22 protein-coding genes are annotated in these 23,010 nt (G+C 68.0%); 6 read left to right on the plus strand and 16 right to left on the minus strand.

From position 1 onward, the window contains the following. Positions 1 to 60: 60 nt before the first annotated feature. Together KRX55_RS08380 and KRX55_RS08385 are read left to right on the plus strand one after the other, a co-directional pair. Complete coding sequence (locus KRX55_RS08380; RefSeq protein WP_218407304.1) at positions 61 to 1,425, plus strand: FAD-dependent oxidoreductase; 1,365 nt, start codon at positions 61 to 63, stop codon at positions 1,423 to 1,425. 128 nt (positions 1,426 to 1,553) lie between these two features. Then, positions 1,554 to 2,060 carry a GNAT family N-acetyltransferase gene (locus KRX55_RS08385; RefSeq protein ID WP_200256439.1) on the plus strand — a complete coding sequence of 169 codons (507 nt, stop codon included), beginning with the start codon at positions 1,554 to 1,556 and terminating at the stop codon, positions 2,058 to 2,060. 136 nt (positions 2,061 to 2,196) lie between these two features. Here KRX55_RS08385 and KRX55_RS08390 read toward each other — a convergent pair whose 3' ends face one another. Both KRX55_RS08390 and purT read right to left on the minus strand, forming a co-directional pair. Further along, complete coding sequence (locus KRX55_RS08390; RefSeq protein WP_218407305.1) at positions 2,197 to 3,567, minus strand: glutamate decarboxylase; 1,371 nt, start codon at positions 3,565 to 3,567, stop codon at positions 2,197 to 2,199. Between the two features lie 126 nt (positions 3,568 to 3,693). Continuing rightward, positions 3,694 to 4,920, minus strand: coding sequence for a formate-dependent phosphoribosylglycinamide formyltransferase (purT, locus tag KRX55_RS08395; protein ID WP_218407306.1), 1,227 nt, complete (start codon positions 4,918 to 4,920; stop codon positions 3,694 to 3,696). 158 nt (positions 4,921 to 5,078) lie between these two features. Between purT and KRX55_RS08400 the strand changes: the two genes are divergently transcribed. The 3 genes from KRX55_RS08400 (at position 5,079) to KRX55_RS08410 (ending at position 8,114) form a co-directional block, all read left to right on the plus strand. Beyond that, complete coding sequence (locus tag KRX55_RS08400) at positions 5,079 to 5,591, plus strand: phosphoribosyltransferase (RefSeq protein WP_218407307.1); 513 nt, start codon at positions 5,079 to 5,081, stop codon at positions 5,589 to 5,591. Between the two features lie 97 nt (positions 5,592 to 5,688). Next, positions 5,689 to 6,540 carry an ABC transporter ATP-binding protein gene (locus tag KRX55_RS08405; protein ID WP_218407308.1) on the plus strand — a complete coding sequence of 284 codons (852 nt, stop codon included), beginning with the start codon at positions 5,689 to 5,691 and terminating at the stop codon, positions 6,538 to 6,540. Then, positions 6,537 to 8,114, plus strand: a complete 1,578-nt coding sequence (locus tag KRX55_RS08410) for a hypothetical protein (RefSeq protein WP_218407309.1) — start codon at positions 6,537 to 6,539, stop codon at positions 8,112 to 8,114. Before KRX55_RS08405 ends, KRX55_RS08410 begins: the two co-directional genes overlap by 4 nt. Positions 8,115 to 8,175: 61 nt before the next feature. Here the strand turns inward: KRX55_RS08410 and KRX55_RS08415 are convergent, their stop codons facing one another. Both KRX55_RS08415 and KRX55_RS08420 read right to left on the minus strand, forming a co-directional pair. After that, the gene (locus KRX55_RS08415) at positions 8,176 to 8,610 is read right to left on the minus strand and encodes a DoxX family protein (RefSeq protein WP_218407310.1); all 435 of its coding nucleotides are present in this window, start codon (positions 8,608 to 8,610) and stop codon (positions 8,176 to 8,178) included. A gap of 213 nt (positions 8,611 to 8,823) precedes the next feature. Beyond that, positions 8,824 to 10,113, minus strand: a complete 1,290-nt coding sequence (locus KRX55_RS08420) for an adenylosuccinate synthase (RefSeq protein ID WP_218407311.1) — start codon at positions 10,111 to 10,113, stop codon at positions 8,824 to 8,826. Between the two features lie 106 nt (positions 10,114 to 10,219). On the opposite strand from KRX55_RS08420, the gene KRX55_RS08425 reads away from it, so the two are divergent. Beyond that, a complete protein-coding gene (locus tag KRX55_RS08425; RefSeq protein WP_218407312.1) occupies positions 10,220 to 11,122 on the plus strand; it encodes a hypothetical protein in 903 nt (300 codons plus the stop codon). 116 nt (positions 11,123 to 11,238) lie between these two features. Here KRX55_RS08425 and KRX55_RS08430 read toward each other — a convergent pair whose 3' ends face one another. The 12 genes from KRX55_RS08430 to KRX55_RS08485 all read right to left on the minus strand — a co-directional run bounded on the left by KRX55_RS08430 (position 11,239) and on the right by KRX55_RS08485 (position 22,928). Next, positions 11,239 to 11,430, minus strand: coding sequence for a hypothetical protein (locus tag KRX55_RS08430; RefSeq protein WP_218407313.1), 192 nt, complete (start codon positions 11,428 to 11,430; stop codon positions 11,239 to 11,241). Between the two features lie 213 nt (positions 11,431 to 11,643). Next, entirely contained in the window at positions 11,644 to 12,798 is a 1,155-nt protein-coding gene (locus KRX55_RS08435) for an FUSC family protein (protein WP_218407314.1), read from the minus strand. A gap of 166 nt (positions 12,799 to 12,964) precedes the next feature. Further along, the gene (locus KRX55_RS08440) at positions 12,965 to 13,744 is read right to left on the minus strand and encodes an ABC transporter permease (RefSeq protein WP_218407315.1); all 780 of its coding nucleotides are present in this window, start codon (positions 13,742 to 13,744) and stop codon (positions 12,965 to 12,967) included. Positions 13,745 to 13,759: 15 nt separating this feature from the next. Continuing rightward, positions 13,760 to 14,830 carry an ABC transporter substrate-binding protein gene (locus KRX55_RS08445; RefSeq protein ID WP_218407316.1) on the minus strand — a complete coding sequence of 357 codons (1,071 nt, stop codon included), beginning with the start codon at positions 14,828 to 14,830 and terminating at the stop codon, positions 13,760 to 13,762. Then, positions 14,827 to 15,504 carry an ABC transporter ATP-binding protein gene (locus tag KRX55_RS08450; RefSeq protein WP_218407317.1) on the minus strand — a complete coding sequence of 226 codons (678 nt, stop codon included), beginning with the start codon at positions 15,502 to 15,504 and terminating at the stop codon, positions 14,827 to 14,829. Before KRX55_RS08450 ends, KRX55_RS08445 begins: the two co-directional genes overlap by 4 nt. Positions 15,505 to 15,732: 228 nt before the next feature. After that, complete coding sequence (fbaA, locus tag KRX55_RS08455; protein ID WP_200256416.1) at positions 15,733 to 16,767, minus strand: class II fructose-bisphosphate aldolase; 1,035 nt, start codon at positions 16,765 to 16,767, stop codon at positions 15,733 to 15,735. A gap of 335 nt (positions 16,768 to 17,102) precedes the next feature. Then, complete coding sequence (locus KRX55_RS08460; RefSeq protein ID WP_218407381.1) at positions 17,103 to 18,302, minus strand: glycoside hydrolase family 76 protein; 1,200 nt, start codon at positions 18,300 to 18,302, stop codon at positions 17,103 to 17,105. Between the two features lie 90 nt (positions 18,303 to 18,392). Next, positions 18,393 to 19,091 (minus strand): TrmH family RNA methyltransferase, encoded by a 699-nt coding sequence (locus KRX55_RS08465; RefSeq protein WP_255567696.1) that lies wholly within the window; start codon positions 19,089 to 19,091, stop codon positions 18,393 to 18,395. After that, positions 19,084 to 19,632 (minus strand): orotate phosphoribosyltransferase, encoded by a 549-nt coding sequence (gene pyrE, locus KRX55_RS08470; RefSeq protein ID WP_218407318.1) that lies wholly within the window; start codon positions 19,630 to 19,632, stop codon positions 19,084 to 19,086. The genes KRX55_RS08465 and pyrE overlap by 8 nt, the downstream gene beginning before the upstream one ends. 6 nt (positions 19,633 to 19,638) lie before the next feature. Further along, positions 19,639 to 21,027: a hypothetical protein gene (locus tag KRX55_RS08475; protein WP_218407319.1), complete on the minus strand. Its 1,389-nt coding sequence runs from the start codon at positions 21,025 to 21,027 to the stop codon at positions 19,639 to 19,641. A 152-nt stretch (positions 21,028 to 21,179) separates the two neighbouring features. Further along, positions 21,180 to 21,560 (minus strand): hypothetical protein, encoded by a 381-nt coding sequence (locus tag KRX55_RS08480; protein WP_218407320.1) that lies wholly within the window; start codon positions 21,558 to 21,560, stop codon positions 21,180 to 21,182. Positions 21,561 to 22,094: 534 nt separating this feature from the next. Next, entirely contained in the window at positions 22,095 to 22,928 is an 834-nt protein-coding gene (locus tag KRX55_RS08485; RefSeq protein ID WP_218407321.1) for a sulfurtransferase, read from the minus strand. Positions 22,929 to 23,010 lie beyond the last annotated feature (82 nt).

Genomic DNA, 23,010 nt, shown 5'->3' on the forward strand with positions numbered 1-23,010 from the left:
AGTCAGAGCTGTCTATTTTCCGTTCTGTCCTCGACGATTTCACCAAGGATGTCCACTGATATGTCTCGTCCCCTCCGGGTAGCCGTGATCGGAGCCGGCCCAGCCGGCATCTACGCCTCCGATCTGCTGATGAAGTCCGACACCGATGTCGCCATCGACCTCTACGAGCGCATGCCCGCGCCGTTCGGGCTTATCCGCTACGGCGTCGCCCCCGATCACCCGCGCATCAAGGGCATCGTGATGTCACTGCACAAGGTGCTGGACAAGCCGGAGCTGCGCCTCCTCGGCAACGTCGACATCGGCAGTGACGTCACCGTCGAGGAACTGAAGGAGTACTACGACGCCGTGGTCTTCTCCACGGGCGCGACGGGCGACCGGGATCTCGACATCCCGGGCTCCGACCTCCCCGAGCACTACGGCGCCGGAGAGTTCGTCGGTTTCTACGACGGCAACCCCGACTTCTCCCGCGAGTGGGACCTGTCCGCGAAATCCGTAGCCGTCGTCGGCGTCGGCAACGTCGCACTAGACATCGCCCGCGTCCTCGCCAAGACCGGTGATGAACTCCACGTCACCGAGATCCCGGACAACGTCTACGAGTGCCTGAAGAACAATCAGGCCACCGAGGTCCACGTCTTCGGTCGCCGCGGTCCCGCCCAGGCGAAGTTCACCCCGCTGGAGCTCAAGGAGCTCGACCACTCCGACACCATCGAGGTCGTCGTCGATCCCGAGGACATCGACTACGACGAGGCCTCCATCGAGGCCCGCCGCAACTCGAAGACCACCGACCTCGTCTGCTCCGTCATCGAGCAGTACGCGATCCGCGATCCGAAGGGTGCTCCGCACAAGCTGTTCATCCACTTCTTCGAGTCCCCGGTCGAGATCATCGGCGAGGACGGCCACGTCGTCGGGTTCACCACCGAGCGCACCGAACTCGACGGAACCGGCAATGTCCGCGGCACCGGCAAGTACACCACCTGGGACGTCCAGGCCGTCTACCGTGCCGTGGGCTACCGCTCCGATCCCGTGACCGGTATCCCGTTCGACACCTCCCGCAACGTCATCCCGAACGACGGCGGACACGTCCTCGACCCGGAGTCCGGCGCACCGATCGCCGGCTACTACACGACGGGCTGGATCAAGCGCGGCCCGGTGGGCCTCATCGGCAACACCAAGGGCGACGCCAAGGAGACCACCGAGATGCTGCTGGCCGACTGGGCGAACGGCACCCTGGCTCCGGCCGCCAACCCGGACGAGGATGCCGTCCTCGAGTTCCTCAGCGGCAAGGGCATCGAGTACACGACGTGGGACGGCTGGCACCGGCTCGACGCCGCGGAGCGCAGGGCCGGCGAGGCCGAGGGCCGCGAGCGCAAGAAGATCGTCGAGTGGGACGACATGGTCGCCCACGCCAGGGCGAAGCAGGACTAGCCCCATGCACCCGGGTTTCTCCGCCCCCGTCCCCCGCCCGTGGCCTCCACGGTGGGACGGGGGCTCCCGGTGTCCGGGGCACCCACCGGGACTGGGGTGCCCCGGACAGCTGACAGTATGCTTGAGGGATGAACACCTACTTCACCGTGTCCAATCTGAACCAGATGAGCGCCCTCGAGGTGCACCGGATCTACAAGCTGCGGGTGGATGTCTTCGTCAACGAGCAGCAGTGCCCCTACGCTGAGATCGACGACACCGACGCCCTGCCGGACACCCTCCACATCCGGGCCAACGACCGTGCCGGTGCACTGGCCGGCTACGCCCGCATCCATCCGGACACCGGTGCCGGGTTCCGGGCGAAGTGCGGTGGCGGGGTCGACATCGGGGACGAGCGTGTCCTCTGGCAGTTCGGGCGGTTCTGCCTGGCCCCCGGGGCACGTGGCACCGGGTTGGGTGCCGAGATCATGAAGGACGCACTGAAGCTCGCGAAGGAGCAGAACCCGGGCGCCGACGTCGCGTTGACCGCGCAGACCGCGCTCCGGGACTACTACGAGAGCTACGGGTTCCGGGTCTGCGGTGACGAATTCGACTGGGACGGGATGACGCATCTGCCGATGCTGCGCCCCGCACACTGATCCACTCCACACACCGTGGGCACGGGCACCTCGACGTCGTGGTGCGGGATCGACCGGACCCGTCACACGATCGCACCATCACCTCCCGCCCCGGGACCATGGTCGTCCGAGGTGACCGGGGCGGGGGCTGTGACGCCTAGTGCGCGAAAGACCGTTCCCCGGACACCGGCCCGGCATCACGGATGCGCCCGAGCGCGCGATCCACGGAGTCGAGGAAGGACTCCGCCATGTCCCGGGAGAAGCCCTCCCTCACGACGACACGGAGAATGGGATCCTGCTCCGCGCCCTCCGGCGGCGGATAGGCCGGTACCTGCCACCCGTCGCACCGCAGCTCATGGGAGACCTGATAGGCACTGACATCACGGTAGCGCCAGGTCAGAACAGGAATGGCGGAGCCGTCGGAGACGACCTCGGCGGCGGAATCCCCGCCCAGTTCCCGCGCCAACCAGGTGGCCGTGTCGCGGAGCGCCGTCATGACCTCGGTGTATCCGCGGCGTCCGAGGCGGAGAAGATTGTAGTACTGACCGACGATCTGGTTTCCGGGACGGGAGAAATTCAGCGTGAAGGTGGGCATGTCCCCGCCGAGGTAGTCGACGTGGAACACCAGCTCCTCGGGGAGGTGCTCCGCACCCCTCCACACACAGAACCCGATGCCGGGGTAGGTGAGCCCGAACTTGTGGCCCGAGACGTTGATGCTGACGACGCGTGACTGACGGAAGTCCCACTCGAGGTCGGGGTCGAGGAAGGGAGCCACGAAGCCACCGGAGGCCGCGTCGACGTGGACGGGTACGTCCGGTCCCCCTGCCGCGGCCAGCGAGTCCAGTGCCGCACAGATTCCGACGACGTCCTCGTATTCACCCGTGTACGTGGTGCCGAGAATCGCCACGGCACCGATCGTGGTCCCGTCACATGCGGCGGCGACCTCATCGGGCTTCACGCAGTAGTCGCCCGGGGACATCGACACATAGCGGGGTGTGACATCGAAATAGCGGCAGAACTTCTCCCACACGACCTGCACGTTGGTTCCGAGGACCAGTGTGGGGCGCTCGGTGACGTCCCCGGGGTCGACACCGAGCTGCGCGGCACGACGGGCCCGCCACCGCCACTTCATGGCGAGGCCCGCGAGCATGACCGCCTCCGAGGACCCGATGGATGAGGTGCCGATCGCACCGGTACCGGTGGGGCCGTGGAACAGATCCGAGATGATGGCGACGCAGCGTTCCTCGATGCGCGAGGTCGAGGGGTACTCGTCCTTGTCTATGGAGTTCTTGTCGAACGCCTCGGCCATGAGCTTCTCGGCCTGCGGCTCCATCCACGTGGTGACGAACGTCGCGAGATTGAGCCTGGCGTTGCCGTCTAGCATCATCTCGTCGTGGATGAGACGGTAGGTGGCGTCAGGATCCATGGGATCGTCCGGAAGCCGGTGGGAGGGAACCTCACCGGCGCCGAAACGGCCCGCGTAGGCGGGGGTCACTGTACGGTCGTCGTGGTCGTCGTTGTCTGCCATACGCAAATTCTATACAGCGGTCATCGTTTCGTGCAGCAGATGAGCGTTCCGTCGGCACCGGGCGGGCACCCCGGACGGGCCGCCACCCCGAGGGCGGGAATGCACCGTGGAACCGAGGGGCCGTGTTCAGTGGGTCGGCCCCCCCGGTGCGTGCACCTCGATGGCGGAGGCCGCCGCGGTGGCGCGCTCGCGGGCGGTGCCGGTGTCCTCCGCGGTGGCCAGTGCGACGCCCATCCGGCGGCGGGTGAACGCCTCCGGTTTACCGAAGATCCGGACGTCGGCCTCGGCGACGGCGAGCGCGGCGCCGAGGCCGCTGTAGCTCACGGCCGGGGCATCGACACCGCCGTAGATGACGGCGGAGGCGCCCGGTGAGATGAGGGTGACGTCGATCGGCAGACCGAGGATCGCGCGGGCGTGGAGTTCGAACTCGGAGAACCGCTGGGACGCCATGGTGACCATGCCGGTGTCGTGGGGCCGGGGCGAGACCTCCGAGAAGTAGACGTCGTCCCCGAGAACGAAGAGCTCCACGCCGAACACCCCCCGCCCCCCGAGGGCGTTGGTGATGCGCGCGGCGACGGAGCGGGCGTTGTCCGCCGCGGCGGGGCTCATCCGCATCGGCTGCCAGGACTCGACGTAGTCGCCGTCCTGCTGACGGTGGCCGATGGGCTCGCAGAACCAGGTCGCCGGTTGTCCGGTCGCCGGGTCCGTCGAGCGCACGGTGAGCAGCGTGATCTCGTAGTCGAACTCGACGAACCCCTCGACGATGACACGGTCTCCCGCGACCCTCGCCCCGGCCCGGGCGTACTCCCAGGCACGGTCGACCTCGTCGGCGGCGCGGATCACGCTCTGGCCCTTCCCGGAGGAACTCATGACGGGCTTTACCACGCACGGGAAACCCATCTCCCCGACCGCCTCGACGAACTCCGCGTGGGTGGAGGCGAACGCGTAGGAGCTGGTGGGCAGACCGAGTTCCTCGGCCGCCAGGCGGCGGATACCCTCGCGGTTCATGGTGAGCCGGGTGGCGCGCGCGGTGGGGACGACAGTCGCGAGGCCCTCCTCCTCGATCTCGGCGAGGGCGTCGGTGGCCAGCGCCTCGATCTCGGGGACGATGAAGTGCGGGCGGACCTCCTCCACGAGTGCCCTGACGGCCGCCGCGTCGGTCATGTCCAGGGTGTGGTGGGTGTGGGCGACCTGCCCCGCGGGTGCGCCCTCGTACCGGTCCGCAGCGTGCACCTCCACGCCGAGACGCTGGAAGGCGATGGTGACCTCCTTGCCCAGTTCCCCGGCCCCCAGCAGGAGGACCCGGGTGGCTGAGCCGGTCTGCGGTGTTCCGATCATCTCTGGGGTGTACATCTACCGTGTCCTCACGTTTTTCTACGGGCGCTTCTCGTGGTGCAGTATCGCACAGGGGCGGACGCCGCGGGAGAGGATGGGGCGCTCCCTGCTGCCGTGCCGGTCGCCCACCGGAACACGGTACGGCATCCGCGGACCGGAACCGCTACCATCGACCCATGGCCTACCATGCAGACTCGACCGATCTCGAGACCAAGGAAATTCTGACCTGGGAGGGCTTCGGTGCCGCGTCCCGGGAACTCGCCCAGATCGTGGTGGACAGCGACTTCGACCCGGAGATCATCATCGCCGTCGCCCGCGGCGGCCTCCTTCCGGCCGGTGCGCTGAGCTACGCGATGGGGGTGAAGCTCGCCGACACGATGAACGTCGAGTTCTACACCGACGTCCACGAGACCCTGCCCGACCCGGTGCTGCTGGAACCCCTGCTGGACACCTCCGCCATCGCCGGCAGGAAACTGCTCGTCGTCGACGATGTCGCCGATTCCGGGCGGACCCTGGCCCTCGTCCTCGAGATCCTGGAGAAGGCCGGCGCGGAGTGTCGTTCCGCCGTGCTGTACGGAAAGTCCCAGTCGGTGATCCGGCCCGACTTCGTCTGGAAGCACACCGACGAGTGGATCGTGTTCCCGTGGTCGGCCGAGCAGCCCGTGGTTCCGTCGACCGAAGAGGACTAGCCGGTTGCGGCGGGTGTCTCGCGCCATCCGTCAGCCCACGGGTTGATTCTGGTGGAAACCCTTGCGGCCACGCTCCGGCGGGACGCACACTGTTTCCATGACTCTTCCCGACGATTCAGCCCATCTCGATCCCCTCAACCCGGATCCGACGTCTGTGGCGCTCGCCTGGCGCGGTGTCACCAAGCGGTTCGGGGACAAGCCCGCCGTCGCCGATCTCTCCCTCGACATCCCCCACGGGAGTTTCTACGGGATCGTCGGCCCGAACGGCGCCGGGAAGACGACGGCGATCACCATCGCCACGGGTCTGCTCCGCCCGGACACGGGTGCGACCTGGGTGTGTGGCGCCGATGTCTGGGGTGGCGGTGCCCTCGACGCGAAGCGGTCCTACGGTCTGCTCGCCGACGGCCTGCCCACGTTTGACCGGCTCAGTGGAGCCGAGTACCTCGAGTTCCTCGGTCGGTTGCGGGGGATGGAACCGGGGACCATCGCCGAGCGTGCCCACGGCCTGCTGGACGCCCTGGACCTGACCGACGCCGGGGAGAAACTCATCGTCGACTATTCGGCGGGCATGACGAAGAAGATCCTGCTCGCGGGTGCCCTGCTGCACCGGCCACAGATCCTGATCCTGGATGAGCCCTTCGAGGCCGTCGATCCGGTGTCGGGGCGGGTGATCCGCTCGATCCTCAACGCCTTCGTGCACGGCGGCGGAACCGTCGTGATGAGTTCCCACGTCATGGAGCTCGTGGAGTCCATCTGCGACCACGTCGCGCTGATCGCCGGTGGCCGGGTGGTCGCCTCCGGGACCGTCGATGACGTCCGGGGCGCCGGATCGCTGGGTGACGCTTTCATCGACCTCGTCGGCGGTGGCGAGCTCGACGAGGGGACCCTCGGTTGGCTCGGTTCGACCCCGTCCGCGGACGGGACCGGAGCCGCGGGTGATGCCCGGTGACCCGCACGCTGCTCCGGCTCCACCGCACCCTGCGGAAGCGCTCCCTGAAGGCGCAGAGATCGCAGTGGTTCATGATCATCTTCATCTGGATCTACGGTCTGATGGGGGCCCTGTCTCTAGGCGGGTTGACCCTCGCCGAGCAGCTGGACGGGAACCAGGCCGCGCTCTCCCTGTCACTCGGGGTGGGTGTGCTGGCGTACTGGGTCCTCGCATTCATCTATCCGTCCAGCGAGAACCAGCTGACCCCCGGCTGGTTCGCGCCGCTGCCGGTGGCGGCCCGGGAACTGCTCCCGGGGTTCATGCTGGCGGCGCTCCTCCAGTCCCGCGGCTACCTCGTGGTCCTCAACTCGTTGATCACGTTCGGCTTCGGCACCGCCGGGCTGGTGCTCACCGGCCACGCGTGGGTCATCCCGTTCTGGTTCCTGGCCGTGGTCGCCGCTCTCGGGTTGAGCCTCTGCGGCGCTGAGGCGTGGATGGTTCTCGGCGTGCTGTCCGGTGGCCGCTCCCGCCGGGAGAAGCTGTCCATGGCCGGCGGCGTGGCATTCATCGCCGTCATCATCGGCTTCAATCTGGTGGTGAATTCGACGATCGGTGTGGACACCGCGAGGATCACCCGGATCCTCGGGTACACCCCCTTCGGCGGAGCGGGTGGCGCCGCGGGCAGCCTGGCCGACGGCGCCTGGGGGACCGCAGCCCTCCAGGCGCTCATCGGCATCGTCCTGCTTCCCGTGCTCTGGGGCGCCTGGCGCCGGGCGCTCACCAGATCGTTCACCCAGGTGACCGAGAGCTCCACGGGCTCCCGGTCCCGGTCGCGGGGTCGGCTGATGCTGCCCGGAGTGCCGGCGACGGTCGGTGGGGCCGTCTACTCGCGGGGCCTGATGTACTGGACGCGGGACTCACGGCTGCTCTACAACCTGGTCTCGCTACCACTGTTCTCTGTGTTCTTCCTGGTTCTCGGGACCACCAACGAGGACAGCCCCGTGGAGTGGTTCGGCGCGTGCATGATGGTCGCGGCGACGGTCCAGTACGTCGCCAACGCCTACGGTTACGACGGCCCGGCGAACTGGGTGCACATGACCGCCGGTGTCCCGGCGCGGGTGATGGTGCGGGCCCGGGCCGCGGTGGCGGCGACCATCTCCGTCCCCGCGGTGGTGCTCTACGACACGGCGCTCGGCGTCCTCAGCGGGTTCTCCCCGCTGTGGGTGCTGACGACGGTGACGACGATCGGCGCCATCCCGGCGGCTCTCGGCTTCGGATCACTGCTCAGCGTGTTCAATCCGTTCCCCGCGGCCCGGCCCGGGACGAACCCGATGAAGGACCGGTCGGGCTACTCCGGTGCTGCGTTCATCGCGACGTTCGGTGGTCTGCTCGGCGTCTGGCTGCCACTGGTGCCGGGGATCGTCATGATGGCGATCGGCCGGGGTGACGGCGTCGGTTCGCCGTTGTTCCTCGGCGGGATCGCCTGGATCGTCGTCATCAGCACCGTCGTGTACGTGGCGGGAACCAGGGTGTCCGCCCGGAAGCTGGACAGCTCGTGGCCGGAGATCTTCGGGAAGGTCCGCAGATACGTCTGAGAAAGTGAGGGGCCCCGATCCGTCGTCGGATCGGGGCCCCTCACGTTTGGGTGCGCCTTCGTCAGATGCGGTCTGTGGGGATGCCACGTCCCGCGCGCCCGAGTGCGGCATCCAGGCTGTAGCGTCCCGCACCGGTCACCGCGAGCGCGACACCGATGGCCGACAGCATCAGGGTGTACTCGATGCCTCCGTCGGTGCTGAAGAAGCCGTTGGACAGGTGCACCGTGACCATCGCGCCCGCCATGACGACGGCGGCGGCGATCGCCGCGGTGCGGGTCGCGACACCTGCGATGAGCGCGAGACCGCCGAGAAGCTCGACGATGATGGCGACCCACGCCATGATTTCGGGGGCGGGGAGGCTCGACATGTTCGCGAATGCTGCGCCCGTCTGGCCGGGGCCCGTCAGGAAGAGTTTCTGGAAGCCGTGCGCGGTGAGGATACCGCCGAAGACGAGGCGGATGATCAGCAGGCCGATATCGGTCGGGGTACGGGTCATGGTTGCTCCTTGGTCGGTTGTCCCATCGGCGTGTTGCGGGATGGGTGATGCTGCACTCGGCACATCTTGTTGACACAACAACAAAACATCCGACCCTATTCCCCACCTCGGAGATCCGTGACAAAATAACCGGTGAGCAGGCACGATATCGACCCCGGACACGGAAGGAACCCCGCACCCACAGGTGCGGGGTTCGCTTCAGCGGAGTGCGGCTCAGGGCTCCATCACGTCGTTGATGACGATGGTCTGGTCCCGACCCGGACCGACACCGACATAGGAGATGCGGCAGCCGGACAGCTCCTCCAGGCGGTTGAGGTAGTCCTGCGCGCGCTGCGGCAGCTCCCCGAAGGTCCGGCAGCCGGTGATGTCCTCCTCCCACGCGGGCATCGTCTCGTAGATGGGCTCGGCGTGGTGGAAGTCGGACTGGCTGGTCGGCATCTCGTCGAAACGGGTGCCGTCCACGTCGTAGGCGACGCAGATCGGGATCTCACCGATACCGGTCAGCACGTCGAGCTTGGTCACGAACAGGTCGGTGAAGCCGTTGACCCGGCTGGCGTAGCGCGCGACGACGGAGTCGTACCAGCCGCAGCGGCGCTTGCGGCCGGTGTTCACGCCGACCTCGCCACCGGTGGTCTGCAGGAACTCACCCCACTTGTCGAACAGCTCCGTCGGGAACGGGCCCGCGCCGACGCGGGTGGTGTAGGCCTTGATGATGCCCAGGGAGGACGTGATGCGGGTCGGGCCGATACCGGACCCGACACACGCCCCGCCTGCGCTCGGGTTCGAGGACGTAACGAAGGGGTAGGTGCCGTGGTCGACGTCGAGCATCGTCGCCTGGCCGCCCTCCATGAGCACGTGCTTGCCCTCGTCGAGGGCGCGGTTCAGTTCGAGTTCGGCCTCGATGACCATCGGCTCGAGCCGGTCGGCGTAGGACAGGAAGTAGTCGACGATCTGTTCCGGGTCGATGGCCTTGCGGTTGTACATCTTGACCAGGATCTGGTTCTTCACGTCCAGCGCCGAGGTGACCTTCTGGCGCAGGATCGACTCATCGAAGATGTCCTGCACGCGGATGCCGACGCGGGAGACCTTGTCCGCGTAGGTCGGGCCGATCCCGCGCCCCGTGGTGCCGATGGCACGCTTACCCAGGAACCGCTCCTGCACCCGGTCGAGTACCTGGTGGTACGGCGCGACGACGTGGGCGTTGGCGGAGATCCGCAGCCGGGAGGCGTTCGCCCCACGGGCCTCGAGGCCGTCGATCTCGTCGAACAGGGCCTCCAGGTTGATCACGACTCCGTTGCCCAGGACGGGGACGGCGTTCTCGCTCAGGACACCCGCGGGCAGGAGTTTCAGCTCGTACTTCTCACCACCGACGACGACGGTGTGACCGGCGTTGTTCCCGCCGTTCGGCTTGACCACGTAATCGACCTGGCATCCGAGGATGTCGGTGGCCTTGCCCTTACCCTCGTCGCCCCACTGGGCGCCCACTACAACAATTGCGGCCATGTTCTAACACGCCTCTTCCGATAGCTCGACAGCTTCGCCGCGGCGAGCGCGGCACAGACGTCTCACGATCCTACCCCTCACGTCCACGCGCGTATCATCTCTGACCATGCGAGTGCTCTTCCTGGCCTGTGGCGGCTGCGACGATCTTCCGGTCAACCGGTCCGTGCTCGACGACGTCCGGGGGCTCCACGGCGTCGACACCCTCGAGGTGCTGGAGCTCCCCGAGGTCCCGACGCGCAGGGATCTCACCCCCCTGGACGAGGCGGCGCGCGCCGTTCTCCCCGTCGACCCCACCCCGGGTCTGGACGAGATCGCCAAGCGCCCCGACGTCGACCACCTGGGGGCCCCGGAACGTGCCCCCCAGGAACCGGAGGAGGTGCTGCGGGTGGTCGTCTGCGGCACGGATGCGGCCCTCTCGGCGGTGCTGACCCGGTTGATGCGCTCGGACCGGATGTGGGTCGAGGTCGGATACGTTCCGGTCGATCCCGGTTCCCCGGCCGCGGCCAATTTCGGGCTCCCCTCCGATCCACTCGACGCCCTCGCCCTCGCACTGGGCGGACACGTCCATCCGGCTCCGCTGATCCGGGACGATTCCGCGGTCGCGGTCGCCGGCAGCGCCACGGTCTCCTGTTTCGAACCCGCGGCGGAGATGACCGGTGAGGTCATCGTCGACGACGACACCCTGCTCAACCACAGGGCAGGCCGCAGAGCACCCCGCACCGGCCGCTACGGCGCCCGGCTCGTCCCCATGCTCGACGCCCCGGGGATCGCCGCCGTGGTCGCCGACACCCCCCTCGAGCCGGTGTCCGGCGGCCTCACCGACCGGATCCTCCGGCGGGCGCGGCCGTCGGGGACAGTGGATCCCTCCACCCTGCGTACGGGTCGGGCGCTGCAGGCCGGCGGACCGGACCTGCGGATCACGGTGGACGGAGTCTCCCGTCCCCGCCCCGCGGAACGGGTGACGTTCTACCGGCACCTGCGGGACCTGCAGATCGTCCGGCAGCCCTGACCTGCACCACACTCGGCGGCGGGGTTGCACCGTCACCCCGGTCCCGGAACCGCCGTGACCCGGGGACACCGCCGACAACCCGGAGTCCGGGCCTCGCGGCGGCACCCCGTCGACACTCAGGAGGCCGGATCCCCCTGCTTTTTCGCACGGGCGATGACGGCGACGAGCACGATCGCCGTACTGACCGCCAGGACGGCGAATCCGCCGGTGAGCTGCCAGCCGTTGACCAGCAGGTTGGTGATGAGGACGAGCACCAGAGCGGCGGAGGCCGCCCACACGGGACGTGACTGGAGGACACTTCGGTCCATGATCGTTCCACTTGCCTCTCTCCCCTGCACGGGGCACGGTGAGATATTTCTGACACCGATAATAATCGGGCCATACCCGGCTTTCGAGGGTTTCATTCCCGCCGCCAAATGACCGATGTCGGGGTATCGCGCTCCGGAACCCTGTGCGGCCGCCGTCCGGTCGGCCCCGGACGGCGGCCGGACTCTCCCGGTGCCCCGCGCAGCCGGATGGAGCTACACCTCGGGATCGACGTGCGGGTGCGCGCTGGTAGGCGCCAGCGCGGCCTGCGCCGACTTACGGGACATGCCGCAGATCTGGAGAAGGTCGACGATGATCGAGCGCGACTGGCCGAGGATCATCTGCGCGGACAGCACCTTCCGGTCGGCGACCTCCGGGCCGGTCATCGCCCCCAGTACGCGGAGCCGCCGGACGAGCTGCGGGATCCGCTCGGATGTGCCGACCCGCTCGCCGCGGTCGAACAGGTCCCCGAGGGCCGTCATGACGTCCGCGATCTCCTCGAGGACCGCGATCTGCCGGGCACTGACGTCGTCCCCGTCCTCGGTGAGCACGAGCGCCCGGCGCGCGAGCACCCGCGTGTTCCGCATGGCGTTGTCCACCGGATTGAGGATCCTCATGAGTGACTTCACCCGGCGCCGGTTCCGCCAGTGCAGCGGGGAGACAGTCGCCGCCTCCCGGCCGGTCTTCGCGGCGGCGATCAGGTTGTTGATGTTCGCCTGGGTGCCGCGCGCCTCCTGCAGTGCGGCGTTGATCCCCTTCGTGTTGCCGTCGGCCAGGTCGACGGCGACCTGTTTGAGGACGTGTCCGGCGATGGTGAGGATGGTGGCGATCTCCTGCCGTCCCCCGCGCAGCGGGGAGTTCGGGATCAGCGCGATGACGATGATGCCGACGGTGCCGCCGATGAAAGCGTCGAGCATCCTGTCGATACCGCCCGAGGTCCCGGGCGGGAAGATCGTGGCGATGAGCACGACGCCGATGGCCGCCTGCGTGGACACGAGGGGCGATTTGTCCACGAGCACGGCCACCGTCAGCGCGAGGAGCACGATGAGCGTCATCTGCCAGGTCCCGGTGCCGAGCCAGGTGACCAGGAGGTCGCCGATCCCGACGCCGAGGGGCACGCCGATGTTGAGTTCCACCGCGCGCCGTAGCCGGTCACCGCCGGTGAGCCCGATGACGATGATCGCGGCCATCGGCGCGAAGAACACCGACTCGTGGCCGAAGAGATTCACCGCGACCCACCAGGACAGGCCCGCGGCTATGCCGCCCTGCAGGATCGAGACCCAGCTGAGTCGCAGTCGTTGGACACCGGGGCGCAGCAGTTCCTTCACCGCGGCTGCCGGATTGGGCACGGAGGATGTTCGCCTGGCCATCTGTTCAGGATAGTTTCTTTCGGGTCGACGGTGTCTCGGTCGGATCCCGTCCGATGCGGCGACTGCGGGGCGGGCGACGGGATCGGTCGTGGAACGGCCGGTTGTACTCTACGCCACCACAGCCGTCGGCCGCACGACCGCTGACCGGGCACCGGTGCCCGCGCCGTCAGACCGCCACCCCGTACGCGGCGCGGTAACTGTTGGCCCGCTCCCGCAACGGCTGGACCACCGACCTGTCGAGGACGAAGGTGACGGCCGTGAGCACCACCGCGTAGGCGAAGATGATCGGTGTGTCGATGTTGATCTGCGCCATGCGCACGGCACCGCCGACACCGGATGCGGTGGAGAGGAGTTCCGCCATGACCGTGACCCGGATCCCCTGCCCCAGCGCCACCGTCGTCGCCGCCAGAACCGGGGGCGCGACCATCGGGTGGATCACCCGGGTGACGACCTCCGCGCGGGTGAGACCGAAGACGCGGGCCATCTCGACGAGATCGTGGTCGATGCCCCGGATCGCCTCCTCCGTCGTCGCGGCGATCAGCGGTGTCGTCACGAGCGCGACGACGAGCACCGCGACCCACCCGTTGGCGCCCAACCAGGTGAGTCCCAGGATCACGAGAATGATCGGCGGGGTGGCCAGGAGCACCTGGAGCAGGGGCTGGCCGAACCAGGAGGCCCGGATCCACACCCCTCCCAGAACACCCCACACGAGACCGGCGACGACGCCGCAGAGGAGTCCTCCCGCGGCCCGCGCCATGGTCAGGCCGAGTGCCGCCCAGAAATCTGCGTCCGCGATGAGCCCGCCCAGCGCCCGGGCGGTGCGTACCGGACCCGGCAGAACGTACTCGAGCTGACCGATGCTCACGGCGTACCAGCAGAGGAGCAGTGCGACGGCACCCGCGAGGATCCAGGCGGCCGCGTGACGCGCACCTGTCGGCGGGGTCATGTCCGGGCTCATCGCCTACTCGGCGTAGAAGCGGTCGTCCGGCAGGGTCCCGCCGTAGACGTCCGGGTTGACGGTGGCGAGGACCTCCAGGAACTCCTCGTACTGCTTCCGCGACTCCGACGCGGGGACGACCTCGAGGTTGAGGCGCGGGATGATGTCCCGGACGAGCGGCTCGGGCATCTCGTACTGTTCGGCGATCGCCCTGATCGTGGCATCGTCACCGTCGTTGACCTTGGCGGTGGTGTCGGCTACCTCCTCGAGGACCGCGGCCGGGAGCTCCGGGTGGGCGTCGACGAGCTCGCCGGGCATGATCAGGCCGGCCATGGGGAACCGGGCCGGCCCGCCGGTGGCCTTGCCGTACTCCTCCTGGAGGTTGAATACCCGCTTGAGGTTCTTCCCGGAATCCGCGGTCTTCTTCAACGCGACGGTGGCGAGGTGCTCCGGCAGCACGGCCCAGTCGACCTCTCCCTTGGCGAGCATGCCGACCGCCTGACGCGGATCGTTCACCGGCACGTAGGTGATGTCGGTTTCCTTGTCCAGGCCGTTCTCCGCCAGGAGGTAGCTGAACACGAGGTCGACCATCTCCCCCGGCATGACGACCGCCACCTTCTGTCCCTTCAGGCCGTCCCAGTTGCCCTCCTCGGCGGTGTCGGGCCCGAGGACGTAGAGCATCCCCCACACGACCTGACCGATGAGTCGGACGTCGACCCCCTTGTTGTAGAGGTTCGCGGCGGTGTACGCGGGGGTGGCCGCCACCTGGGCGTCGCCCTGCATCATCGCGGCGCGCAGCTGGTCGACGCTGTCCCAGTAGTCGACGTCGACCTCGTCGGCGTACTCCTGAAGTTCACCGTCCCTGTCGAAGTTGATCATCGGTGCGCCGAACGCCATGGTGCTGTGCAGGTAGGCGCGCAGGCGCGGGATCTTCTCCCGGTCGGTGTCCGTGGCGCCCCCGGATGCCGCGGCGGCCGCGGATGCGGTTGCGGCTCCGGCGTCCGTCGTGGGTTCCGGCTCCGACGAGCAGCCGGCGAGCGTGAGCGCGGCCAGTGCGGCGACCGCCGTGACGCGTGTCCTGATTGTGTGGCTCATGGTGTTCCGCTTCCTTCTGCGGTCGGTGGATGAGGTTGTACGGAGATCTCCCCCGGAGGATCGAAGGCCAGGCGCGCGGTGGACACCTCGGCGATCTCGTCGGGGTCGTGGGTCACCCAGACGGTGACGGTGTCCCGGGTGATCACGTCGAGCAGCAGTCGGCGCAGGCGTCGGGCGAGCGGCTTGTCGAGTGCCGCGAACGGTTCGTCGACGAGCAGGAGTGCGGGTTCGGTCGCCATCGCACGTGCCACGGAGACCCGCTGCCGCATCCCGCCCGACATCGCACCCGGCGGCAGCTCCGCCGCGTCGCCGAGGCCGACCCGGTCGAGCCAGGAGTCGGCCGTCGCGGTCCGTTCCCCGCGTGGCAGGCCCGGTAGCACGAGCTCGATGTTGGCCCGGGCCGTCAGCCACGGCAACAGACGCGGCTCCTGGAACACCATCCCGATCCGCCCCTCCGGTCGGATGACGTCGCCGGAGAAGTCCGTGGTGAGTCCGGAGATGATGCGCAGGAGGGTGGTCTTCCCGCATCCCGAGGGGCCCGAGACCCCGAGCACCTCCCCGGGGCGCACGGTCAGGCTCAGATCGTCGATGAGGACGCTGCCGCGGCGGGCCACCGTCACCCCGGACAGGCGCAGGCAGCTGCCGCGGGGTCGGGTGCGGGTCGGTGCACTCAACGCTCGTCCCCTTCCGTCCGTGGCCGGGTTCACCCCTCAGACGCTACCCGGGGGACGGCGAGTATGTAAGGGTAGGGTCACCGAACTGACGCGGGCGTGAGCCGAATCACCCGCATGCGTGGTCGACCACGGAAACGCGCGAAACCCCGCCCGGACGAATGTCGCCGTTCGGGCGGGGTTTCACGGAGACGGGTTCAGAACGCCCGTCCGGGCGTTACCTCAGAAGTGTCACTTGGAGACGGTGGTGCCGACGGAGTGCAGGTCCTGGCAGGTCTCGATGACACGCTCGGACATGCCCTGCTCGGCCTTCTTCAGGTAGGAGCGGGGATCGTAGACCTTCTTGTTTCCGACCTCGCCGTCGATCTTCAGCACACCGTCGTAGTTGCCGAACATGTGGCCGACGATCGGGCGGGTGAACGCGTACTGCGTGTCGGTGTCGACGTTCATCTTGATGACACCGTAACGCAGGGCCTCCTCGATCTTCTCCTTCTCGGAGCCGGAGCCGCCGTGGAAGACGAAGTCGAAGGGCATGGCGTTCTCGTCCAGACCGAGCTTCTTCGCGGCGGTGCGCTGACCCTCCAGCAGCACCTCCGGACGCAGCTTCACGTTGCCGGGCTTGTACACGCCGTGAACGTTTCCGAAGGTGGCGGCGAGCAGGTAGCGACCCTTTTCACCGGTGCCGATGGCGTCGACGGTCTTGGCGAAGTCCTCGGGCGAGGTGTAGAGCTGCGCACCGGCCTTGGCCTCGATACCGTCCTCTTCACCGCCGACGACACCGATCTCCAGCTCCAGGATGATGTGGGCCTTGCGGGCCTTCTCCAGCAGCTCCTGGGCGATCTCGAGGTTCTCGTCGATCGGGATGGCGGAGCCGTCCCACATGTGGGACTGGAACAGCGGGGCCTCGCCGCGGTCGACGCGCTCCTGCGAGATGGCGATCAGCGGACGCACGTAGGTGTCCAGCTTCTCCTTCTGGCAGTGGTCGGTGTGCAGGGCGACGTTGATGCCGTAGTTCTTGGCGGCCTCGTGGGCGTAGGCCGCGAGGCCGACGGCGCCCTTGACCATGTTCTTGACGGCCAGGCCGGAACCGAACTCCGCACCACCGGTGGAGAACTGGATGATGCCGTCGGACTCCGCCTCGGCGAAGCCCTTGAGCGCTGCGTTGATGGTCTCCGAGGAGGTGCAGTTGATGGCCGGGAAGGCGAAGCCTTCCTTCTTGGCCTTGTCCAGCATCTGGGCGTAGACCTCTGGGGTTGCGATGGGCATGTGCTCTCCTTTACGTGGTGCGACGTTCTCTGTGTCGACCGCACCGTGGGGCCACGACCGCGGTGCCGCGGTCCGCGACCGCCGGTGCGGTCGTCCTGCCCTCAATTATGCCCCCACCCGCGATTTCTCGCCGCCCCTCCGTGCCCGATTTTGTGTTTTCATGCCCGTTTGCCTGTTTTCGGTCGTGTGTTTCAGGTAAATTCGCAGGTAGTGAGACTGACGCCCACCCCCCGTCCGGGACGTGAGATCGACCACTGTCCGAACAGGCGACCGGGCGGGCACGCCCTCCGGTATCCCGCGGGCAGATCATGCCCCTCCATCGGCCCCGGCGCACCTCAGCCGTTGTACGTGTACCCGGCCGCCGACACCCTCGCCGCGGCCTCCATGAGCATCCACCCGGACAGCTGCACGGACAGATCCCGCTCCGGGATCTCGGAACTGCGGACCGCGCCGGCGATCGAGGTACCCACCACGCCTGCGTTGCGGGGCAGGTTCGCGTCCGTCGTCCAGTCCGCCCCGAACACAGGTAATCCGTCGATCTCGAGCCGGTGCCTCCACACCGACTCCGCGGACGCGAGCACCAGGCGCGCGGCGATCTTGCGGGTCGCCCTATTCAGCGGGGTGTCCTCCGACAGGCGGAGGGCGACCTCCGCGAGGTAGCGCACCAGTATGCCCTTGAACAGGCCGCCGTCCCCGCCACCCGTGTGGGCGTCGATCACCCCGGCGGGCGTCGCCATGTCCTTGGCCACCGCGTGCACCAGCTCCCGCAGGCGCGTGACCCAGAGCATGAGGTGCTCCACCTTCTCCGCGTCATCGATCCCGGTGATCGGCTGCCCGGGTTCGAGGCCCGCACGTTCGCGCAGCTTCTCGGAGATCTCGAGACACGCCCCCAGGGTGACACCCTGGCAGTAGGGATGGATGTCGCGGACGATCTCCGGTCCGTGCATCCGCAACCGGACCCCGTCCATGACCAGGCCCTGCTCGTTGATGAGGTTGTCGAAGATCCAGTCGGTGAGGCCGATCGCCCGCTCGAGGCGATCCGTCCGGGCCATCATGATCGCGGCCGGGCCGTTGGTGGGGACGTTGTAGAAGGTCTCATTCGTCCGCCACGGCAGGACGCCGGTGAGATTGTCCGCACCGGCGATGATGTTGCTCTCCAGCGGCCTGATCGACTTCGGCACGCGGAACTTCTTCACCTCCTTCACACGCGCACCGGCCAACGCGAGCCACGCCTTGTCGTCGTAGTACCGGTTCGCGGTGAGCCCGCGGAGATTCCGGATCCTTATACCGCGCAGGGTCCGCCGGATCCGCTGTTGCCGGGCCGGGGTGGGGCGCCGGACGGCGGCATCGACGAGGCAGTCCAGGTAGTGCGCCTGCCACCAGTAGTGCCACCGGAGGAAGACCTTGTCGCGCGTGGTCGGAGGCCACGCGACCACGGCCAGGTTGGTGCGGGGAAGCAGCCACAGCCGACTCGCGTGCCGTTCATCGATCGCGGCTTCAGCGAGATCAGCACGGTGGGCCCATTTTTCTTGCACGTTCAGGTTCATCTCTCCCGGTCAGCGGGATGTTACTTATCCCACCTCAGCAACCGTACCCGCACCGGTGCTTCCACCGGGCCCGTGCGCCTACCAGGCCCGGCGCAGATCAGCGTGCTGAGTGACCCACCTGTGCATCGCGATACCCGCCGCGACCCCCGCATTGATCGAGCGTGTCGACCCGAACTGCGCGATGGAACAGGTCATGACCGCGCCCCTCCGCGCGGCCTCGGTGACACCCGGGCCCTCCTGCCCGAACAACAGCAGACACCGCTCCGGCAGCCGGGCGGTTTCGAGCGGCACCGATCCGGGTGTGTTGTCGACGGCGACGACGGTGATGGCCCGGGCCGCGGCCCACTTCAGGAGGGTGTCGACGTCCGGGTGGTGCAGCAGGTGCTGGTACCGGTCGGTCACCATCGCACCCCGCCGGTTCCACCGGCGCCGACCGACGATGTGGACCGTGTCCACGGCGAAGGCGTTGGCGGTGCGCACGACGGTCCCGATGTTCGCGTCGTTCTCGAAGTTCTCGATCGCGACGTGCAGTGGGTGCCTGCGCGTGTCGATGTCCGCGACGATCGCATCCCGGGTCAGGTACCGGTAGGCGTCGACGACGTTGCGGCGGTCGCCCTCCGCGAGGAGTTCCTGATCGAATCGTGGATCATCCGGCACCGGTTCACCCGGATGCTCCTCGGCCCAGGGGCCTACGCCGACCCGCCCGGCCCCCCACTCGGTCGGGCCGGGTCGCTCGTCGTCGTGTTCTCCCCGCGGGTCGGTCAGCCCCTCACTCAAGGCCGAGATCCGACAGGCCGAGCAGGTAGCGGTACTCGAGTCCGGCGTCGGCGATGACCTTGTCCGCACCGGTGGCACGGTCGACGACCGTGGCGACCCCCACGACCTCGGCACCCGCCTCGCGCAGCGCCTCCACGGCGGTGAGCGGCGAATTGCCGGTCGTGGTGGTGTCCTCGACGACGAGCACCTTCTTCCCGACGATGTCCGGGCCCTCGATCCGACGCTGCATGCCGTGCTTCTTCGTCGCCTTGCGGACGACGAACGCGTCGATCACCCGCCCGTCGGCGTGCATGACGGCGGTGGCCACGGGATCCGCCCCGAGAGTCAGGCCGCCGACCGCGACGTAGTCCCAGTCCGCGGTGAGTTCACGCAGCAGCTGGCCGATCAGCCTCGACGCCCGGTGGTGCAGCGTGGCCCTCCGGAGGTCCACGTAGTAGTCGGCCTCCCGGCCGGATGAGAGGGTCACCCGGCCGTGGACGACGGCGAGTTCCTTGACCAGTTCAGCGAGTTCTCCACGGGCTTCGGCGGACGACGGGGTCACGGGTGTTCAGCGCTCCTCGGGGGTAGTCGGTTTTTCGGTGTCCGGGGCTTCTTCGTCGGCCCCGGAATCGGTGAAGATGCTCGGACCGGTTCGGAAGGTCCGCGGAACGCGCACCCCGCCGGGTTGGGGGGCCGCGTCCCGTCCGTCGGCGATGGCGTCGATCTCATCACCACCGACGGCGCGCGGTTCAACGGTACCGCGCTGCTCGGGACGGAACCGGCTGGGCAGTTCCACCGGTGCCTCCGGGCGATGGACCAACGGCTTTACCGGGGACACGACCGGTTCCGCCACCTCTTCCGTATCCGCTCCGGAATGAACCTGCGACAGGTGGGGCGGAGGTAGCGGCCGGGAGGGATCCAGTCCCGCGGTGTCCCGGAGCGGGGTGGCACCGGGGCGCGGCGGAAGGGTGCACGCAGCGTCAGCCAACAGTGCCATCGGCTCGAGCGCGGCATCCCAGTCCTCCGGAGAACTCCTCCGGACGAGTTGCGCGATCACCCAGCGCGACTCAGTCCAGATCATCGTCACCGCGGCGGGGAGCGCCTCCATCGCGGCCGTGACCCGCTCGTCGACGAACCGGCGTGCGACATCGGGCTCCGCGCAGAACACCGCGAAGTCCCCGAACTGGAAGGAGCTCTCCCGGTCATCCGTGGTGCGGGAGATCTCGACGACGACCGCGCTGCCGGTGACGCGCCGGAACGCGAGGACCGTCTCCGGCCCCAGGTCCACCAGGTGGAACTCGTGTCCGGAGGTCATACCGCTGACGACATCCCTGGCTGCGGCTCCGGTACCGGCGGGACCGAAGCTCCATTCATCGGTGAGGAACGCGTCGCCCCTGCTGTAGTCGTAGCCGTTGGCCGCGGCCCACCGGCGACGGTTCCGGCGCGCGGAGCCGGGCAGGTGCAGACCGCCGTGGTTGCCGGTCACCGGCGCCGGAACGCGGCTCTTCTCTCCGGGGGAGTCCGGGATGGACGGGACCTCATCGGGAGTGTCCGTCTCCTGCAGACGGTCGTCCCGTTCGTCCGGGGTCAGGACCGGCACATCTCGCAGCTGGTCCTCGACCTCCACGTCGATCACGTCCGTGCCGTCCACGGGGCCACGGGGTTCAACATCCTCCGAGACCGTCGCCTCCGCACGGTCAGGTTCTGGAGCATGCTGCGGGAGGAGGGTGTCTTCGTCAGGTTCCCGTTCCCCGGTCGACTCCGCCCCGGTGACAGACGTGGCAGCGCCGTCCCCGGGGAGGTCGGTGTCCGTGTCGGGGACAGACCCGTGGGACCCGTCAACGTCGACGGCGTCCTCCCGGCGGGCGAGCGCATCCCGGCGGTTCGCGGCGAGCGTCAGGGCGACGGCACCGGTGGCGGAGGCCCCGGCGAGCAGGAGGAGAGTTTCGGTTAGCATTTGGGTCCGAGTCTAGCGCCCCACGCGCCCGGTTCCGTACACATACGCGGTCATTTTCGACGGTGACCCCCACCGGTGGGCGCACCGGCCCCGGAACGACATGACCCGCCCACCTCCGGACGGAGGTGGGCGGGTCATGCAGGCGCTACCGGCTACCCGTCCCGGCGGCGGCGAGCCGCGAACACGAGGTCGAATCCGGCCAGGGCGAGTGCCGCTCCGGTGCCGAGTGCGACCAGTACGTTGGCTCCGGTGACGGGCAGCCCCTTCGCGGGGCGTCCCGTCTCCGGATCATCCGGCGTATCCGGGAAAACGCCAGTCTGCAATTCCGTGGAGTCCGGCGCCGTCGGCGCCGGTGACGCAGCCGGATCCTGTGGCCCGGTGCTCAACTTCACGCCGGGTACCGGTATCGGAATCGGGATGATCCAGCCACAGGAGGAGGAGCCCGGGAAACCGGCCTCCTTCTCCACCGTCACTTCGGCGGAACCCGCTGCTATTACGATGCCGGAGACGTCCAGGAAATACAGGATTTCCACTCACCAGCACTGAAAGCCGTCACCACAGAGTACCGTGGCACCAACTCAACCGGGATCGGACCCGCGGTCTCTCATCCTCCCGTCGTTGACCGTCACGCGCCTTCGTCGCAAGCCAAGAAAATTTTCATTAAAAACAGGAGAGCTAAATATACCGAAACCGCTACTTTCTAAAAAGGCGCCGAAAGATCCTCGGAAAGCCGGCCATCTACACCATCGCTCACTGAAACCATCAAGCCTATTCCCCTAGAAACAGGTGGCCCGATTGGTAACCTGCCCAATCACAGAAACTGTCCGACGTACCTGGCTGAATGATCGCGCGGGAACCGGTTGAATCCCCGCACACAATCTCCGATACTTCACACCCACCCGGATCTACCATCTCACCGACTAGCAGAACCTCCCCTCGGCACCCACACCTCACTCGTTGGTACCCCCGGTACGCAGTATCCATTCCCAGACGATCAGCCACACCGGACACGAAAAGTGCCCCACCCGGTCGGCGAAGATCAGGTGGGGCACTCAGGAGCCGGAAAATCAGACGCTGGTGGCCACCGGATTCGACGGCGTTGCACACCACTGCGACCAGCCGCCGATGTACACCGCGGCCCCCGGCATACCGGCGTGGTGCATCGCAGCGACCGCCAGGGCGGAGTGCAGACCCGAACCCGAGTAGATGATCACCTTGGACGGATCATCCACCCCGACTGCCTCGAACTCCGCACGGATCTCCTCCGGGCTGCGCAGGGAATGGTCCTCATGGGTCAGTCGGCGGGTCGGGAGGTTCACCGCGCCCGGAATGTGGCCGGCCTTGAGGTCCAGACGTTCCTTACGACCCCGGAACCGGTTCTCCTCCCGGACATCGAGCAGCAGGCCGTCGAAGTTCTTCACCTCGTCGATCGTCGCCACGGGCAGCTGCCCCGGGTTCACCTGGAGCGTGCACTTCTGCGGCAGATTACCCGGACCACCGGCGTGCCGGCGCCCCTCCCTGATCCACGCCGCGAGACCCCCGTCGAGGATCCGGACGTCCGGCACACCCGCCCAGGTGAGGATCCACCACGCACGTGACGCCATGAGGCCACGGCCGCCGTCGTAGACCACGACGCGGTGCTTGTCATTCAGACCCCACCGTTGGAACCACTTCTGGAGGATAGCCGGGTCCGGCAGCGGGTTCCGACCCAGCTTGCTCGACGGCGCCGCCGCCAACGCACGCGCCGGATCACAGAAGATCGAGTTGGGGATGTGCTTACCGCGGTAGTACTCGAAGCCGGCGTCCTCGGGGCCGGGCAACCACATCGACGCCAGAAGCGTCGTCTTGATTCCGGTCTGCATTCCGTCGGCGAGTTCAGTGGGCGTGATCAGAAGGCTCATGCGCCCCAGAGTAGTCAAGTTCCGGTGTTGGGGGATGGGGTGCGGAGGTGGAGACGGGCCAGCCTACGACCACAAATAGTGA

This window comes from Corynebacterium sp. TAE3-ERU16 (genome assembly GCF_019209935.1).
Lineage (GTDB): Bacteria > Actinomycetota > Actinomycetes > Mycobacteriales > Mycobacteriaceae > Corynebacterium > Corynebacterium antarcticum.

Bases quoted from the DNA above. Each gene is read 5' to 3' on its own strand.
- KRX55_RS08380 (WP_218407304.1), top strand. From the start codon at position 61: ATGTCTCGTCCCCTCCGGGTAGCCGTGATCGGAGCCGGCCCAGCCGGC.
- KRX55_RS08385 (WP_200256439.1), top strand. From the start codon at position 1,554: ATGAACACCTACTTCACCGTGTCCAATCTGAACCAGATGAGCGCCCTC.
- KRX55_RS08390 (WP_218407305.1), bottom strand. From the start codon at position 3,567: ATGGCAGACAACGACGACCACGACGACCGTACAGTGACCCCCGCCTAC.
- purT (WP_218407306.1), bottom strand. From the start codon at position 4,920: ATGTACACCCCAGAGATGATCGGAACACCGCAGACCGGCTCAGCCACC.
- KRX55_RS08400 (WP_218407307.1), top strand. From the start codon at position 5,079: ATGGCCTACCATGCAGACTCGACCGATCTCGAGACCAAGGAAATTCTG.
- KRX55_RS08405 (WP_218407308.1), top strand. From the start codon at position 5,689: ATGACTCTTCCCGACGATTCAGCCCATCTCGATCCCCTCAACCCGGAT.
- KRX55_RS08415 (WP_218407310.1), bottom strand. From the start codon at position 8,610: ATGACCCGTACCCCGACCGATATCGGCCTGCTGATCATCCGCCTCGTC.
- KRX55_RS08420 (WP_218407311.1), bottom strand. From the start codon at position 10,113: ATGGCCGCAATTGTTGTAGTGGGCGCCCAGTGGGGCGACGAGGGTAAG.
- KRX55_RS08425 (WP_218407312.1), top strand. From the start codon at position 10,220: ATGCGAGTGCTCTTCCTGGCCTGTGGCGGCTGCGACGATCTTCCGGTC.
- KRX55_RS08430 (WP_218407313.1), bottom strand. From the start codon at position 11,430: ATGGACCGAAGTGTCCTCCAGTCACGTCCCGTGTGGGCGGCCTCCGCC.
- KRX55_RS08435 (WP_218407314.1), bottom strand. From the start codon at position 12,798: ATGGCCAGGCGAACATCCTCCGTGCCCAATCCGGCAGCCGCGGTGAAG.
- KRX55_RS08440 (WP_218407315.1), bottom strand. From the start codon at position 13,744: ATGACCCCGCCGACAGGTGCGCGTCACGCGGCCGCCTGGATCCTCGCG.
- KRX55_RS08445 (WP_218407316.1), bottom strand. From the start codon at position 14,830: ATGAGCCACACAATCAGGACACGCGTCACGGCGGTCGCCGCACTGGCC.
- fbaA (WP_200256416.1), bottom strand. From the start codon at position 16,767: ATGCCCATCGCAACCCCAGAGGTCTACGCCCAGATGCTGGACAAGGCC.
- KRX55_RS08475 (WP_218407319.1), bottom strand. From the start codon at position 21,027: ATGCTAACCGAAACTCTCCTCCTGCTCGCCGGGGCCTCCGCCACCGGT.
- KRX55_RS08485 (WP_218407321.1), bottom strand. From the start codon at position 22,928: ATGAGCCTTCTGATCACGCCCACTGAACTCGCCGACGGAATGCAGACC.